Annotated in this window: 16 protein-coding genes; 14 read left to right on the forward strand and 2 right to left on the reverse strand. The window is 61.7% G+C overall.

From position 1 onward, the window contains the following. Positions 1-117 precede the first annotated feature (117 nt). Positions 118-1,116 (forward strand): ATP-binding protein, encoded by a 999-nt coding sequence (locus F8N96_RS02725; RefSeq protein ID WP_150796455.1) that lies wholly within the window; start codon positions 118-120, stop codon positions 1,114-1,116. A gap of 53 nt (positions 1,117-1,169) precedes the next feature. After that, entirely contained in the window at positions 1,170-1,781 is a 612-nt protein-coding gene (locus tag F8N96_RS02730) for a vWA domain-containing protein (RefSeq protein WP_150796456.1), read from the forward strand. A gap of 113 nt (positions 1,782-1,894) precedes the next feature. Here F8N96_RS02730 and F8N96_RS02735 read toward each other — a convergent pair whose 3' ends face one another. Next, a complete protein-coding gene (locus tag F8N96_RS02735) occupies positions 1,895-3,448 on the reverse strand; it encodes an MFS transporter (RefSeq protein WP_150796457.1) in 1,554 nt (517 codons plus the stop codon). A gap of 165 nt (positions 3,449-3,613) precedes the next feature. Here F8N96_RS02735 and F8N96_RS02740 point away from each other — a divergent pair, with 165 nt between their 5' ends. The 12 genes from F8N96_RS02740 to F8N96_RS02795 all read left to right on the forward strand — a co-directional run bounded on the left by F8N96_RS02740 (position 3,614) and on the right by F8N96_RS02795 (position 14,383). Continuing rightward, on the forward strand, positions 3,614-4,480 hold the full coding sequence (locus F8N96_RS02740; protein WP_150796458.1) for a LysR family transcriptional regulator: 867 nt from the start codon (positions 3,614-3,616) through the stop codon (positions 4,478-4,480). Between the two features lie 407 nt (positions 4,481-4,887). Then, positions 4,888-6,447 carry a TerC family protein gene (locus F8N96_RS02745; protein ID WP_150796459.1) on the forward strand — a complete coding sequence of 520 codons (1,560 nt, stop codon included), beginning with the start codon at positions 4,888-4,890 and terminating at the stop codon, positions 6,445-6,447. A 263-nt stretch (positions 6,448-6,710) separates the two neighbouring features. Further along, positions 6,711-6,959: a type II toxin-antitoxin system Phd/YefM family antitoxin gene (locus F8N96_RS02750; RefSeq protein ID WP_150764783.1), complete on the forward strand. Its 249-nt coding sequence runs from the start codon at positions 6,711-6,713 to the stop codon at positions 6,957-6,959. Next, positions 6,949-7,230 (forward strand): type II toxin-antitoxin system RelE family toxin, encoded by a 282-nt coding sequence (locus tag F8N96_RS02755; protein ID WP_150796460.1) that lies wholly within the window; start codon positions 6,949-6,951, stop codon positions 7,228-7,230. The genes F8N96_RS02750 and F8N96_RS02755 overlap by 11 nt, the downstream gene beginning before the upstream one ends. Before the next feature lie 432 nt (positions 7,231-7,662). Continuing rightward, positions 7,663-8,511, forward strand: a complete 849-nt coding sequence (locus F8N96_RS02760; protein WP_150796461.1) for a transporter substrate-binding domain-containing protein — start codon at positions 7,663-7,665, stop codon at positions 8,509-8,511. Positions 8,512-8,562: 51 nt separating this feature from the next. Next, the gene (locus tag F8N96_RS02765; RefSeq protein WP_150796462.1) at positions 8,563-9,225 is read left to right on the forward strand and encodes an amino acid ABC transporter permease; all 663 of its coding nucleotides are present in this window, start codon (positions 8,563-8,565) and stop codon (positions 9,223-9,225) included. A gap of 8 nt (positions 9,226-9,233) precedes the next feature. Next, entirely contained in the window at positions 9,234-9,896 is a 663-nt protein-coding gene (locus tag F8N96_RS02770) for an amino acid ABC transporter permease (protein ID WP_150796463.1), read from the forward strand. Continuing rightward, entirely contained in the window at positions 9,893-10,684 is a 792-nt protein-coding gene (locus tag F8N96_RS02775; protein ID WP_150796464.1) for an amino acid ABC transporter ATP-binding protein, read from the forward strand. Before F8N96_RS02770 ends, F8N96_RS02775 begins: the two co-directional genes overlap by 4 nt. 43 nt (positions 10,685-10,727) lie before the next feature. Beyond that, on the forward strand, positions 10,728-11,117 hold the full coding sequence (locus tag F8N96_RS02780; RefSeq protein WP_150796465.1) for a RidA family protein: 390 nt from the start codon (positions 10,728-10,730) through the stop codon (positions 11,115-11,117). A 146-nt stretch (positions 11,118-11,263) separates the two neighbouring features. Then, on the forward strand, positions 11,264-12,028 hold the full coding sequence (locus tag F8N96_RS02785) for an IclR family transcriptional regulator (protein WP_150796466.1): 765 nt from the start codon (positions 11,264-11,266) through the stop codon (positions 12,026-12,028). Positions 12,029-12,067: 39 nt separating this feature from the next. Beyond that, positions 12,068-13,285, forward strand: a complete 1,218-nt coding sequence (locus F8N96_RS02790) for an amino acid deaminase (protein WP_150796467.1) — start codon at positions 12,068-12,070, stop codon at positions 13,283-13,285. 159 nt (positions 13,286-13,444) lie between these two features. Next, the gene (locus F8N96_RS02795; protein ID WP_150796468.1) at positions 13,445-14,383 is read left to right on the forward strand and encodes a sugar kinase; all 939 of its coding nucleotides are present in this window, start codon (positions 13,445-13,447) and stop codon (positions 14,381-14,383) included. 131 nt (positions 14,384-14,514) lie between these two features. Here F8N96_RS02795 and F8N96_RS02800 read toward each other — a convergent pair whose 3' ends face one another. Then, complete coding sequence (locus F8N96_RS02800) at positions 14,515-14,790, reverse strand: peptidylprolyl isomerase (RefSeq protein WP_028622750.1); 276 nt, start codon at positions 14,788-14,790, stop codon at positions 14,515-14,517. Positions 14,791-14,818 lie beyond the last annotated feature (28 nt).

Raw genomic sequence — 14,818 nt, forward strand, 5'->3', positions numbered from 1 at the left:
TGCTCGCGAAAGCGGTTGATCATTCAGCATCGATGTCGACTGACCCACCGCTTTCGCGAGCAGGCTCGCTCCCACAGTGTGAAGTTTGCTCGTAGCGACCATGACCGAGTATTAAAGATGACCGACACCCCCCATTTCCCCCTTTCCGCCGTGGTGGGCGCCGACGACTTGAAACTCGCCCTCTACCTCACCGCCATCGACCCGAAAATCGGCGGAGTGCTGATCGAAGGCCCTCGCGGCATGGCCAAATCCACCCTGGCCCGAGGCCTGGCGGACCTGCTCGCCAGCGGTCAATTCGTCACCTTGCCCCTGGGGGCTACCGAAGAACGGCTGGTCGGCACCCTCGACCTCGACGCCGCGCTGAGCGAAGGTCGCGCGCAATTTTCCCCGGGCGTGCTGGCCAAGGCGGACGGCGGCGTGCTGTATGTCGATGAGGTCAACCTGCTGCCCGATCACCTGGTGGACCTGTTGCTCGACGTCGCTGCCAGCGGCACCAACCTGATCGAGCGCGATGGGATTTCCCATCGGCATTCGGCGAAGTTCGTGCTGATCGGCACCATGAACCCGGAGGAGGGCGAACTGCGTCCGCAATTGCTCGACCGCTTTGGTTTGAACGTCGCCCTCAGCGGTCACACCGTGCCGGCCGAACGTGGCCAGATCATTCGCCGGCGACTGGATTTCGACAACGATCCGCATCACTTTTGCGTCGAGTGGGAAAGCCGGCAGCAGTCACTGCGTGAGCGTTGCCAGACAGCGCGCAGCACACTGGCGAGCATCCCCCTCGACGATCAGGCACTGGCGCAGATTACCGAGCGCTGTTTTGCCGCGGGTGTCGATGGCCTGCGCGCCGATCTGGTGTGGTTGCGCGCGGCCCGTGCTCACGCCGCCTGGCGCGGTGCGAGCGCCATTGCCGAGGAAGATATCGACGCGGTTGCCGAGTTCGCCTTGCGCCATCGTCGGCGCGAACAGGCGCCGCCTGCGCCACAACACCATCAACCGCAGGCTGGCCAGCCATCCAACCCTGGGGAAGGCCAGGGCCAATGGGGCGAAATGCCCGCCCAGGCCTTGCCGGTCGGTGCCCGCCGTGAAGTGCCGAGCTGGCCAAAAAAGCCTTAGGCATTCGCCCTCGATCTGATGCGGGGGCGAATGCCAGACCCCGCGCCGGACGGTTGGACCACGGCAAGCAAGGCAAGCGCCATGGGGCACGCACCGGCTCGATCAATTGGCCCGGCACCTTGCTCGGTGGCCGCCCGCGCAAGCGCGATGACGTGCTGTTCCACCTGCGTACCCGTTCCCCCCATGAACTGTGGCTGGTGATCGTCGACGCCTCGGCCTCGACCCGCCGCCATCAGGCGTTGAGCGACGCCAAGGGCCTGCTGGCACAACTGTTCGACGATGCCTACCGCCAGCGCGCGCGCCTGGCCTTGCTGACCGCCAGCGGTCAGGTGCCGAAATGGCAAGTGCAAGGGTTGAAGGCTTCCGCCGGTTTGCATACCTGGCTGGATGACCTCGGAGCGGGCGGCGGCACGCCCTTACTGGCAGCGCTGGGTGAGGCGGGACGCTGGTTGGCCGCTCGTCAGAAGCGTTTCCCGGCGGAGCGACAGCGGCTGTTGCTGGTGACCGATGGCCGATTGAAAGACTTCACGATGTTGCCGACCCTTGATTGTCCGGGGCTGTTGATCGACATTGAGCGAGGGCCGATTCGGCTTGGGCGGGCGAAGGTGTTGGCGAGCGGGCTGGGTGCAGATTATCGGCATATCGACGAGCTGATGCCAGGCTGAAATGTGTGCTGTCTGTGTGGGCCTCTTCGCCGGCAAGCCGGTCTCCCTCCCACATGAATCACCGCGTCTCAGGGGCCTGCGACGTGTGAATGCCGAGCGGGTGCTGGCGTCGCTCACGGAGTAATCCTGAGGGAAGCGGCCGTGACTGAAGTGCTCGGTGCCGGAATCGGCTTGCGCATCAGCGTGCCCACCACCAACGCCCCGAGCAAGGCCAGCAACCCCGCGACCCACAGCAGCAGGCTGAAACCGCCGACGAACGCCTGGCGGGCCAGCGGCTCAACCAGCGAGCGCGCGGTGGCCGGCACCAGGCTCATCGCGGCGCTCATGTCGCCGGCCACTACCCGCGAGGCGATGCCCTGGGTCTGGTCGAGCCATGGCGCACCCTGGGTCGACAGGCTGGTGCGCAGTAACTGCTCGGTATGGCTGGACAGCAACGCGCCGAATACGCCGATGGCCAGCACAATCGCACTGAAGCGCATGGTCGTGCTCATGCCCGAGGCCATACCGGTACGTGACCGTGGCACGCAGGCCATGATGTTCTTTTGCGTGTCGCCGTTGAGCAGCCCGGCACCGGCACCGGTCACGGCAATTGCCAGGGCGAAGGGCAGGTAGCCGCCGCTGCTGACGGCCCAGGCACTGAGCAGATTGCCGCTGCCGACCAGGGTCAAACCGGCGGCCATCAGGGTCGCGGGCGCAAATCGACTGGCCAGGCGCACGCCAATACGCGGGCAAATCAGCATGGTCAGGGCGAACGGCAACATCCCCAGGCCCGACGCAATGGCCGAAAAACCCAGGCCGTTTTGCAGGTAGAACGGCAGCAGGGTCATCATCACCTGGGCGCAACCGGCATAGGCGAACATGCCCAGCAGCGCACCGATGAAGCGTGGATGCTTGAACAATTGCAAATCGACCATCGGCCGTTGCTGCAGTCGTTCAATCACCACGAACAGCCCCAGCAACAGGGCGCCGCCGATCAGTCGAGCGTAGGTCAATGGGTTGCTCCAGCCGATGCGGTTGGCTTCGATCAGGCCCCAGATCAGGCACAGCAAACTTGCGCTAAAGGCCAGGCTGCCCCACGGGTCCAGACGTGCGGACTGGGTGTCGCGAGATTCCGGCACGGCACGCCAGACCATCGCCATCAGGAACAGGCCCACCGGCAAATTGAGGTAGAAAATCCAGCGCCAGCCGATGTACTCGGTGATCAAGCCGCCAACGGTCGGCGCGGCGGTCATCGCCACCCCCATGCAGGCGCCCCAGAACGCCCAGGCCTTGGCCCGCTCCACTTCGTCGTGAAAGGTATGGCCGATGGAGGCCAGGGCCGAGGTCAGCAGTAACGCCGCGCCGACGCCCTTGATCGCCCGGGCGATGTCGAGGAACAACGCGTTGGGCGCCGCGCCGCAACCGATGGACGCGAGGATGAAAATGCCTAGGCCCCAGAGCAGGGTTTTCTGTCGACCGAAGCGGTCGGCAATGCTGCCGGCCGGTAACAGCAGGGCAGCAAAAGCCAGCATGTAGGCGCTGACCACCCATTCGATATCGGCAAAGTTTGCCCCCAGGTCCCTTGCGATCGTGGGCAGGGTGACGGCGACGATGTTGGTGTCGAGGACGATCAGCGAGCAAACGCCCGAGGCCGTCAGCAGTGTCAGGCGAGGACTGACCCGGCTCATGAGGCGATTGCCTTTTGCGCAAGGTGATTGCCCCTGAGGGCGATAAGGGGTTTGACGTACATGGCGTGGGCTCTCTACTGTGATTGCCAGGGGAGCTTATCGCGCCCGAATGCAGGCTTCGTTAGCCGGACAACGGGTTTTCATTACCTTTGAGCTAATACACCGATGGACATACGGCATTTTCGCTATTTCCTGGCCGTTGCCCGGCAAGGCAACTTCACCCGCGCCGCCGAACAACTCGGTATCGCACCGCCGACCCTGACTCGCCAGATCCAGGACATGGAGAACGAACTCGGCACGCGATTGTTCGTGCGCCAGACACGTGAGGTCAGCTTGACCGAGGCCGGCGCCGCGTTGGTGATCGAGGCGGAGGCGACGGTGCGGCAATTCGAATACGCCCAGCACAACGCCCAGCGGGCCGGGCGCGGGGATATTGGTCATATCGAACTGGGTTACGTGGCGTCGGCGGTGTACTCGGGTTTGCTGCAAAGGCAGGTGCAAGCCTTCAGTCGCGAGTGTCCGGACGTCAGCCTGAACGTACGGGAAAGCCCCATGGCGTCGTTGCCGATGATGGTGGTGGAGGGGCGTTTCGACATTGGCTATGTGCGCTCACCCATGACCTTCCCCGAAGGCCTGGAGGCCATTCGCCTGGATGCAGAAGGCTTCGTGCTGGCGCTGTCGTCCGAGTCCTGGTTGTGTCGTTTACCGGACATCGCCCCGGAGCATTTGCAAAACGAGACGTTCATCCTGCCGGAGCAAATCAGCGGTACCCTGCAAGTCGCCGCCGAGGGTGGCTTTGCGCCGAAGCTGGGGGCGCAGCCGGGCGGGCTGGTGGCGGTGATTGCCCTGGTGTCCCTGGGGCAGGGCGTGGCGGTGGTACCGGAATCGGTGGTCGGTCATGTCGGTTTGCCGGGGGTGGTGTACCGGCCGATCAAGGGGTGTGAGGCGAGTTCGTGGTTGTCGTTGATCCATCGGCGGTTCGAGAAATCGGCGGCGGTGGCGAGGTATATCGAGCAGGTTAAAAACCGCTAAGCGCAAGAGCAAGAGCAAGAGCAAGAGCTGCTCCCACAGGGAATTACGTTTTGCCGTCGATTTTGTGAACACCAAAGACCCATTGTGGGAGCGAGCCCGCTCGCGAAGGCGGCCGACGGACCAACGAAAATCCAGAGGTTTACAGATTTTGTAATGATTTCCGGCTGTAGGAAAAGTCCCATTCACCTGTACGCTTCAAGGCCTTTTTCCTTTCAGGACTTGCATGAACACCCTCTTGGAGCCTCCCGGTTATCCTTTCTCCTCGCGCTACCACGCGCGCTTGATGCACGCGAAACACCCGGTCTTCCGACTTCCGAACGTCCATGCCCTTGCAATCCCACGGTCCCCGCGCCGCGCCTTGCCGTGCCTGGCATTCTGACAATCACTGAAGAGATCGAGACGTTTTCATGGAATGGATAGCTGACCCCACCGCCTGGCTGGGCTTGTTGACCCTGATCGTGCTGGAGCTGGTGCTGGGCATCGACAACCTGGTGTTTATCGCCATCCTCGCCGACAAACTGCCGCCGGAGCAGCGCGACCGTGCGCGAATCATCGGCCTGTCCCTGGCCTTGTTGATGCGCCTGGGCCTGCTGGCGAGTATTTCCTGGCTGGTCACCCTGACGCAGCCATTGTTCGAGGTGTTCGACAAGAGTTTCTCCGGCCGCGACCTGATCATGCTGTTCGGGGGTGTGTTCCTGTTGTTCAAGGCCACCATGGAATTGCATGAACGCCTCGAAGGCCATGTCGGCCAGCGCTCGTCCAACGCGGCTTACGCCATGTTCTGGCCGATCGTGGCGCAGATCGTGGTCCTCGATGCCGTGTTTTCCCTGGACGCGGTGATTACCGCGGTGGGCATGGTCGACGAGTTGGCGGTGATGATGATCGCGGTGATCATTTCCATCGGCCTGATGATCGTCGCCAGCAAGCCGCTGACCCGGTTCGTCAACGCGCACCCGACGGTGATCATGCTCTGCCTGGGCTTCCTGATGATGATCGGCTTCGCCCTGACTGCCGAAGGCCTGGGCTTCCACATTCCCAAGGGCTACCTGTACGCGGCCATCGGCTTCTCGATCCTGATCGAAGTCTTCAACCAGATCGCCCGGGCCCGCCGTAAGCGGTCCATGCAGGGCCTGCGGCCAATGCGTGAACGCACGGCCCATGCGGTGATGCGTTTGCTCGGTGGGCGCAAGCTGGCGGTGGAGGAAGTCGGCGAGGAAATCGCCGATCTGCTGGACAACGGTGAAGTGCCTGGCGGCGAGCTGTTCGACCGTCGTGAGCGGGTGATGATCAGCGGCGTGTTGCAACTGGCCGAGCGACCGATCCGTACCTTGATGACGGTGCGTGCCGACGTCGATCACATCGACCTGGCCGACGATGCCGAGACCATTCGCACACGGCTGATGCATTCGTCCTACTCGCGCCTGCCGCTGATTCGCGACGGGGCGGTGGATGAACCGTTGGGCTTCGTGCATAAAAAGGAATTGCTCAAGGAATACCTGGCCGGTAACGAACCCGGCTTGGAGGACCTGGCGCGCAAGACCATCAACTTGCTGGACAGCTACTCGATCCTCAATGCCCTGGAACAGATGCGCAAGGCCTCGACCCACATTGCCTTCGTGGTCAATGAATTCGGCGACTTCGTCGGCGTGCTGACCATGACCGACATTCTCGAATCGATCGCCGGCGAACTGCCCGATGCCAGCGAAATCGAAGGCCCGGATGTGGTCGAGGAGAAAGGCGGGTTCATGGTCAGCGGCGCGTTGAACCTGGCCCGGGTGCGCCAGCGCACCGGCTTTGCGGCAGAGCCGACCGACGACTACCAGACCCTCGCGGGACTGGTGGTGAGCGTGCTGGATCGGCTGCCGATGATCGGCGACAGCCATGAATGGGAAGGCTGGCGGCTGACGGTGATGGCGGTTGAAGAGCGGCGGGTGACACGGGTGTTGCTGGCACCTGTCGGCGGGTAACGTTGCGCTGCCCCTGACGGCCCCTTCGCGAGCAAGCTCGCTCCCACATTTGACCGAGTCGTGTTGGCTAACGCGATCAAAATGTGGAGCGAGCCTGCTCGCGAATGCAATCTTTCAAACGAAGAGTAATTTCAGCCCCCACCTACACACCAAGGTATGCACGGAGGTGGACTTTGCCGTGGCGTTATGAAAAAAAAAGGCGGGGTAAGGTTCGACTTAAAGTGCTATTTTGAACACCATTAAAAGCACTCAAGGAAAAAATCATGACGCATATCGTGCTTTCGCAAGTCGTCGCCAGCATTTCTGAACTCAAGAAAAACCCAATGGGAACAGTTGCCGCCGGTGGTGGCTTGTCCGTCGCGATTCTTAACCGTAACGAGCCTGCATTCTACTGCGTCCCTGCCAAAGAATATGAAGCGATGATGGATCGACTGGAAGACATGGAGTTGATAGCCCTCTGCCGCGAACGAGAAAACGATCCCACGATCAAGGTTTCTCTCGATGACCTATGAGTTGGAGTTTTCCGATAAGGCCTGGAAGGAATGGCAAAAGCTTGGCGCAACGTTGAGGGAGCAGTTCAAGAAGAAATTGCAGGAGCGACTCGCAAATCCACACGTTCCGGCTGACCGGCTAAACGGCCTGGGGAATGCATACAAGATCAAGCTCCGTAATGCCGGGTATCGGCTGGTGTACCGCGTCGTCGATGAGGTACTGGTAGTGACGGTGATAGCGGTGGGGAAGCGGGAGCGCGGAGAAGTTTATAAGGACGCAGAAAAACGTTAGATTTCTCAGAGATGAATTTCTGTAATCGTAACTCTCCGCAGCTCAGAAACAGTTAAGAGCAAGAGCTTCGCCGGCAAGCCGGTCTCGCTCCCTCAGGGAATACCCTTTCGCCATTAATGCCATGAACACCGAAAACCCATTGTGGGAACGAGACCGACTTGCCGGCGAATGCAATCTTTCAAACGGCGCATTTCTCAGGTTCGAGCACCAAATGTGGCCCTGATACCCGCGCTGCGTAGCCATTGGTAGCATTCCCAGACTTCGGGTTTCGTAACACCTCTTTCGCGCTTAAGTGCATCCCCCTGATTCCCAACACTTTTAAATCTCCCCAACATCCCCCGCACAACCTGTGGCACACTTTCTGCTGTCTATTCCGTTGTTACATACCATGTTCCGGTATAGCGGAATACACATCATCCAGGAGTGCTTGCCATGCATCGCCGACCTTCCTTGTTCAAAGCATGTGTTTTTCTCTTCGCGGCTTCGGCTGCTGCCGTGGGGGGTGCCCAGGCCGCAGACAGCAAGCTCGACAGTGTGCTGGCCCGCGGGAAGTTGATCGTCGGTACGGGCAGTACCAATGCGCCGTGGCACTTCCAGGGGGCGGACGGCAAGTTGCAGGGTTTCGATATCGATATCGCGCGGATGGTGGCCAAGGGCTTGTTCAACGACCCGAGCAAGGTCGAGTTCGTGGTGCAGTCGTCCGACGCACGGATTCCCAACCTGCTGACCGACAAGGTCGACATGAGCTGCCAGTTCATCACCGTGACCGCCAGCCGGGCGCAGCAAGTGGCGTTTACCCTGCCGTACTACCGCGAAGGCGTCGGCCTGCTGTTACCCGCCAACAGCAAGTACAAGGAGATTGACGACCTCCGGGCCGCCGGCGACGGCGTGACCGTTGCGGTGCTGCAGAACGTGTACGCCGAAGAACTGGTGCACCAGGCGCTGCCCAAGGCCAAGGTCGATCAGTACGACAGCGTGGACTTGATGTACCAGGCGGTGAACTCCGGCCGTGCCGACGCCGCGGCGACGGATCAGTCGTCGGTCAAGTACCTGATGGTGCAGAACCAGGGTCGCTATCGCAGCCCGGCCTACGCCTGGAGCCCGCAAACCTACGCCTGTGCGGTCAAGCGCGGCGATCAGGACTGGTTGAATTTCGTCAACACCGCCTTGCATGAAGCCATGACCGGCGTTGAATTCCCGACCTACGCGGCGTCGTTCAAGCAATGGTTTGGTGTCGATCTGCCCACCCCGGCCATCGGTTTCCCCGTCGAATACAAATGATCCCGTGGGAGTGGGGCGCCTTGGCGCGCCCCGCTCAAGGTACTGCTGACCATGAACTATCAGTTGAATTTTGCCGCCGTGTGGCGCGATTTCGACACCTTGCTGGTGGGGCTCGGCCTGGGCTTGCAACTGGCGCTGGTGTCGATCGCCATCGGCTGCGTGATCGGCCTGCTGATGGCGTTTGCCTTGCTGTCGAAGCATCGCGCGTTGCGGGTGCTGGCGTCGGTGTATGTGACGGTGATCCGCAATACGCCGATCCTGGTGTTGATTCTGTTGATCTACTTCGCCTTGCCGAGCCTGGGTATTCGCCTGGACAAGATCCCGTCGTTCATTATCACGCTGTCGCTGTATGCCGGGGCGTACCTGACCGAAGTGTTCCGCGGCGGGCTGTTGAGCATTCCCAAGGGCCAGCGTGAAGCCGGCCTCGCCATCGGACTCGGGGAGTGGCAGGTCAAGGCTTACGTCACCGTGCCGGTGATGTTGCGCAATGTGCTGCCGGCCTTGTCGAACAACTTCATTTCGCTGTTCAAGGACACCTCGCTGGCGGCCGCGATTGCGGTGCCGGAGCTGACCTATTACGCGCGCAAGATCAATGTCGAGAGCTACCGGGTGATCGAGACCTGGCTGGTGACCACGGCGCTCTATGTCGCGGCCTGTTACCTCATCGCCATGCTGCTGCGTTACCTCGAGCAACGCCTGGCGATTCGCCGATAGGAGGCCCCATGTACGAATCCCCCAGTTGGTTGCATGAGTTGTGGGTGGCGCGGGAAGTGTTGTGGCAGGGCTTTCTGACCAGTGTGCAGGTGTCGGCCGTGGCGATTCTGCTGGGCACGATGGTCGGCATCGTTACCGGGCTGGTGCTGACCTACGGCAAGTTCTGGATGCGCGCACCGTTTCGGTTTTACGTCGACGTCATTCGCGGCACGCCGGTGTTCGTTCTGGTGCTGGCCTGCTTCTACATGGCGCCGGCGCTGGGTTGGCAGATCAGTGCATTCCAGGCGGGTGCGTTGGGGTTGACGCTGTTCTGCGGCTCGCACGTGGCCGAGATCGTGCGCGGCGCCTTGCAAGCGTTGCCCAGCGGCCAGATGGAAGCGAGCAAGGCCATCGGCTTGACGTTCTTTCAATCCCTCGGCTACGTGCTGCTGCCCCAGGCACTGCGGCAGATCTTGCCGACCTGGGTCAACTCGTCCACCGAGATCGTCAAGGCGTCGACCTTGCTGTCGGTGATCGGCGTGGCCGAGTTGCTGCTCAGCACCCAGCAGATCATCGCCCGGACCTTCATGACCCTGGAGTTTTACCTGTTCGCCGGTTTGCTGTTTTTCGTCATCAACTACGGCATCGAATTACTCGGCCGGCACATTGAAAAGCGGGTGGCCTTGCCATGACACAAGCTCAAGCTTCGACACAGAATCAAGCGCTGCTGGACATCCGCGGCCTGCACAAACAATACGGCCAGCTCGAAGTGCTCAAAGGCGTCGATTTGACCATGCAACGCGGCAACGTGGTCACGCTGATCGGCTCCAGCGGCTCGGGCAAGACCACGCTGCTGCGCTGCGTGAACATGCTCGAAGAGTTTCAGGGCGGGCAGATCCTGCTCGACGGCGAATCCATCGGTTATGACGAAGTCAACGGCAAGCGCGTGCGCCATCCAGAGAAAGTCATCGCCCGCCATCGGGCCATGACCGGCATGGCGTTCCAGCAGTTCAACCTGTTTCCGCACCTCACGGCGTTGCAGAACGTCACCCTCGGGTTGCTCAAGGTCAAGAAGCTGCACAAGGACGAGGCGGTGGCCCTGGCGGAAAAATGGCTGGAGCGGGTCGGGCTGCTGGACCGTCGTGACCACTACCCCGGTCAGTTGTCCGGCGGCCAGCAACAGCGCGTGGCAATTGCCCGGGCGATTGCGATGAACCCGAGCCTGATGCTGTTCGACGAAGTCACCTCGGCCCTCGACCCGGAACTGGTGGGCGAAGTGTTGAACGTGATCAAGGGCCTGGCCGAAGACGGCATGACCATGCTGCTGGTGACCCACGAAATGCGTTTCGCCTTCGAGGTGTCGGACAAGATCGTGTTCATGAATCAGGGGCGGATCGAGGAGCAGGGGCCGCCCAAGGAACTGTTCGAGCGCCCGCAATCGCCCCGACTGGCGGAGTTTCTCAAGAGCACGCGGTTCTGACGTCTACCCAAGAATTTTTATCTTTCAATCAGGAGAAACACCCATGAGCATTACTCGTTACGGCACCGGCAGCACCGCCGGTGGCGGCCAGTCCCGTCCTTTCGCCCGCGCCGTTGAAGCCGATGGCTGGCTGCACGTGTCCGGCCAAGTGCCGGCGGTGGATGGCGAGATCATTGCGGGCGGCATCGTCGAGCAGACCCACCAGACCATGAAGAACCTGATCGCGATTCTCGAAGAGGCCGGTTATGGCCTGGAAGACGTGGTGCGCACCGGTGTGTGGCTGGACGACCCGCGGGATTTCTGGAGTTTCAACAAGGTGTTTGCCGAGTACTTCAAAAGCGAGCATGCACCGGCGCGGGCCTGTGTGCAGGCGAGCATGATGGTGGATTGCAAGGTTGAGATCGACTGCATCGCCTTCAAGAAAAAAGCCTGAGATCTGCGGTGAGTTCTTCGCGGGCAAGCCTCGCTCCTACAGACGACGATTACCTGTAGGAGCGAGGCTTGCCCGCGAAGACGGCCTCACGGTCGCCGCTGCACACTGGTTAAACTCCCGGCCACATTGAATGGGAAACTGAAGACATGACCGAAGACACCGTCAAGCGTCGGGCCCGCGGCCTGGACCGGGCGTTCGATATCCTCGATTTCCTCAAGGAGATCGGCCAGCCCCTGCGCCCGAATGAAATCGCCAGTGGCATCGGCAGTCCGAAATCCACGGTGTACGAGCTGGTCGCCTCACTGCTCGAACGGCGCATCCTCGAGCCCGTGGGCAAGGACGGGCATGTCTACCTCGGCCGTCAGCTGTACTTCCTCGGGCAGGCTCATTTGCGTCATTTCGACCTGACCCGCGAAGCCGATCACGCTCTTCAGGAGATCGTCAGCCAGACCCATGAAACCGCGCAGATGTGCCTGCTCAACGGGCGAAAATACACGGTGGCGCTGATGAAGGAGGGCGAGCGGCATTTTCGCATTTCCTCGGACATCGGCGAAAACGCGCCGATCCCCTGGACCGCTTCCGGTCGCTTGCTGCTGGCGCACCTGAGTGACCAGGCCATCGTCGACCTGATCGACCCTGACGACTTTATCCTGCCCAACGGCGAGCGTTTGCCGCTGGAACAGTTTCTCAAGGAAATTCGTCAGGCCGGCATCGATGGATTCTTTTCCTTCGACAGCGTCGCCGACACCTTCACCCATTGCTTCGCCGCCCCGGTCAAAGACCCCGGCGGTGTGGCCATCGCGACCCTGTGCATCGTCGCCCCCCGGGCCGATGCCAGGAACAACTACCATGACTATCGCCGGGTGCTGATCGACAGCGCCAACAGCCTGGCCCGTCGCATCAACGAATAACCGTGGCTGCTCGCGGCCACGAATGTGAGGAGTTCGACCATGTATTCTGCCAAAAATACTGCCGCCGTTGAAAAGGGCTTTGCCCACACGGGCGCCAACCTGGTGCGCGACGTCAGCCTGCCGGCGCTGGTACTGCATCGCGAGGCGCTGGAACACAACATTCGCTGGATGCAGGCGTTTGTCAGCGATAGCGGCGCGGAACTGGCGCCCCACGGTAAAACAAGCATGACCCCGGCGCTGTTCCGCCGCCAACTCGACGCCGGTGCCTGGGGCATCACGCTGGCCAGCGCCACCCAGACCCGTGCGGCGTACGCCCATGGCGTGCATCGGGTATTGATGGCCAACCAGTTGGTCGGTACGCCGAACATGGCGCTGATCGCCGATCTGCTGGCGGACCCGGCGTTCGACTTTTATTGCATGGTCGATCACCCGGACAACGTCGCTGATCTGGGCGCGTATTTCGCCTCCCGCGGCGTACGCCTGAATGTGATGATCGAGTACGGCGTGGTCGGTGGTCGTTGTGGTTGCCGCAGCGAAGGGGAAGTACTCGCGCTGGCCACGGCCATTGCCGCGCAACCGGCCCTGGCGCTGACCGGAATCGAAGGCTACGAAGGGGTGATTCACGGTGATCATGCGGTGACCGGCATCCGCGAATTCGCCGCCTCCCTGGTGCGTCTGGCGGTGCAACTGCAGGACAGCGGCGCCTTCGCCATCGCCAAGCCGATCATCACCGCCTCGGGTTCGGCCTGGTACGACCTGATCGCCGAATCCTTCGAAGCCCAGAATGCCGGCGGACGTTTCCTCAGTGTGCTGCGTCCCGGCAGCTATGTGGCTCACGACCACGGCATCTATAAAGAAGCGCAGTGCTGCGTGCTCGACCGTCGCAGTGACCTGCACGAAGGCCTGCGTCCGGCGCTGGAGGTCTGGGCGCATGTGCAGTCGTTGCCGGAACCGGGTTTTGCGGTGATCGCCCTGGGCAAGCGCGACGTGGCCTACGACGCCGGCCTGCCGGTGCCGCTGCTGCGCTATAAGGCCGGCGTATTGCCAGCGACGGGCGATGACGTCGGTGCCTGCAAAGTGACGGCGGTCATGGACCAGCATGCGTTCATGACGGTGGCGCCGGGGGTCGAATTGCGGGTGGGGGACATCATTTCCTTTGGTACGTCCCATCCGTGCCTGACGTTCGACAAGTGGCGTATCGGGTGTCTGGTGGATGAGCAGTTGAATGTCATCGAGACCATGGAAACCTGTTTTTAAGGGCATGGACCGAGGCGCGGCCTTCGCGGGCAAGCCTCGCTCCTACAGGGATTGGAGGTGAATATAAGATTTATGTTTCAACACAAATAACTGTAGGAGCGAGGCTTGCCCGCGAAGGCGTCCGCATAGGCAACACCGAACCCCCAGAGACCCCACAACATGAACACCATCAACACCCTCGGCCCCCACACCCCGCGCATCGCCCTGATCGGCGAATGCATGATCGAATTGCAGCAGCGCGCCGACGGCAGCCTGCAACAGAGCTTCGGTGGCGATACCTTGAACACGGCGGTCTATCTGGCCCGGGAACTGGGTGAGGGCGGCTCCGTGGATTACGTCACGGCCCTGGGCGACGACAGTTTCAGCGACGCCATGTGCCAGAGCTGGGCTGGCGAAAACATCGGCCTGGGCATGGTCCAGCGCTTGCCCGGGCGCTTACCCGGCCTGTACTGCATCCAGACCGATGCGGCCGGCGAGCGACGATTTCTCTACTGGCGCAACGAGGCGGCCGTGCGCGATTGCTTCACCACTCCGGCCGCGGCACCGATCCTGGCGGCGCTACCGGATTACGATGTGCTGTATTTCAGCGGCATCACCCTGGCGGTACTCGGTGCGCAGGGGCGGGAGAAGTTGCTGGAAACCCTGATCGAGGCCCGGCGCAGAGACGCGCGGATCGTGTTCGACAACAACTACCGGCCACGCTTGTGGGCCTCGATCGAGGATGCGCGCGCGGCCTATCGCAGCGTGCTGCGGTATGTCGACCTGGCGTTGCTCACGGTCGATGATGAGCAGGCGTTGTTTGGTTTTGCCGATTGCGCGGCGGTGTTTGCCGCTTACGAGCAGATCGGCACGCCGGAGGTGGTGCTCAAGCGCGGTGCCGAGGCGTGTCTGATTCGGTCTGGTGGCGAGTCGTTTGAAGTCCCGGCGCAGAAAGTTGAGCGGGTGGTGGATACTACGGCGGCGGGGGATTCGTTCAGTGCGGCGTATTTGGCCGGTCGGCTCAAGGGCGCAAGCCCGGTCGAGGCGGCCGAGGCCGGGCATCGGTTGGCGAGTCGGGTGATTCAGGTGCCAGGGGCGTTGATTCCGAAGTCAGGGTGACTGGCCGCTTGCTGCGCAATCGGTTCGCTGGCGAGCCAGCTCCTACAGGTCTGGTGTGGATGCGATCTGTGCCCACACACAACCCCCTGTAGGAGCTGGCTTGCCAGCGAAGGGGCCCTCAAGCCAACCAATCAATCCCGATAAAACACCTGCACCAGGTGATACCCGAACTTGCTCTTGACCGGCCCATGCACCACCCGCAGCGGTTTTTTGAAGATCACCGCATCGATCACGCCCACCATCTGCCCGGGCCGCACCTCGCCCAGATCGCCGCCGCGCTTGCCGGACGGGCAGGTGGAGTACTTCTTGGCCAGCACATCAAACGCTTCACCCTTGGCGATGCGTTGTTTGAGCTGCTCGGCTTCTTCCGAGGTTTTCACCAGGATATGGCGGGCTTGAGCTTTCATTGAGGTACCTTGTAACGGTGATGGCTAG

Source organism: Pseudomonas fluorescens, from assembly GCF_902497855.1.
Lineage (GTDB): Bacteria > Pseudomonadota > Gammaproteobacteria > Pseudomonadales > Pseudomonadaceae > Aquipseudomonas > Aquipseudomonas fluorescens_BI.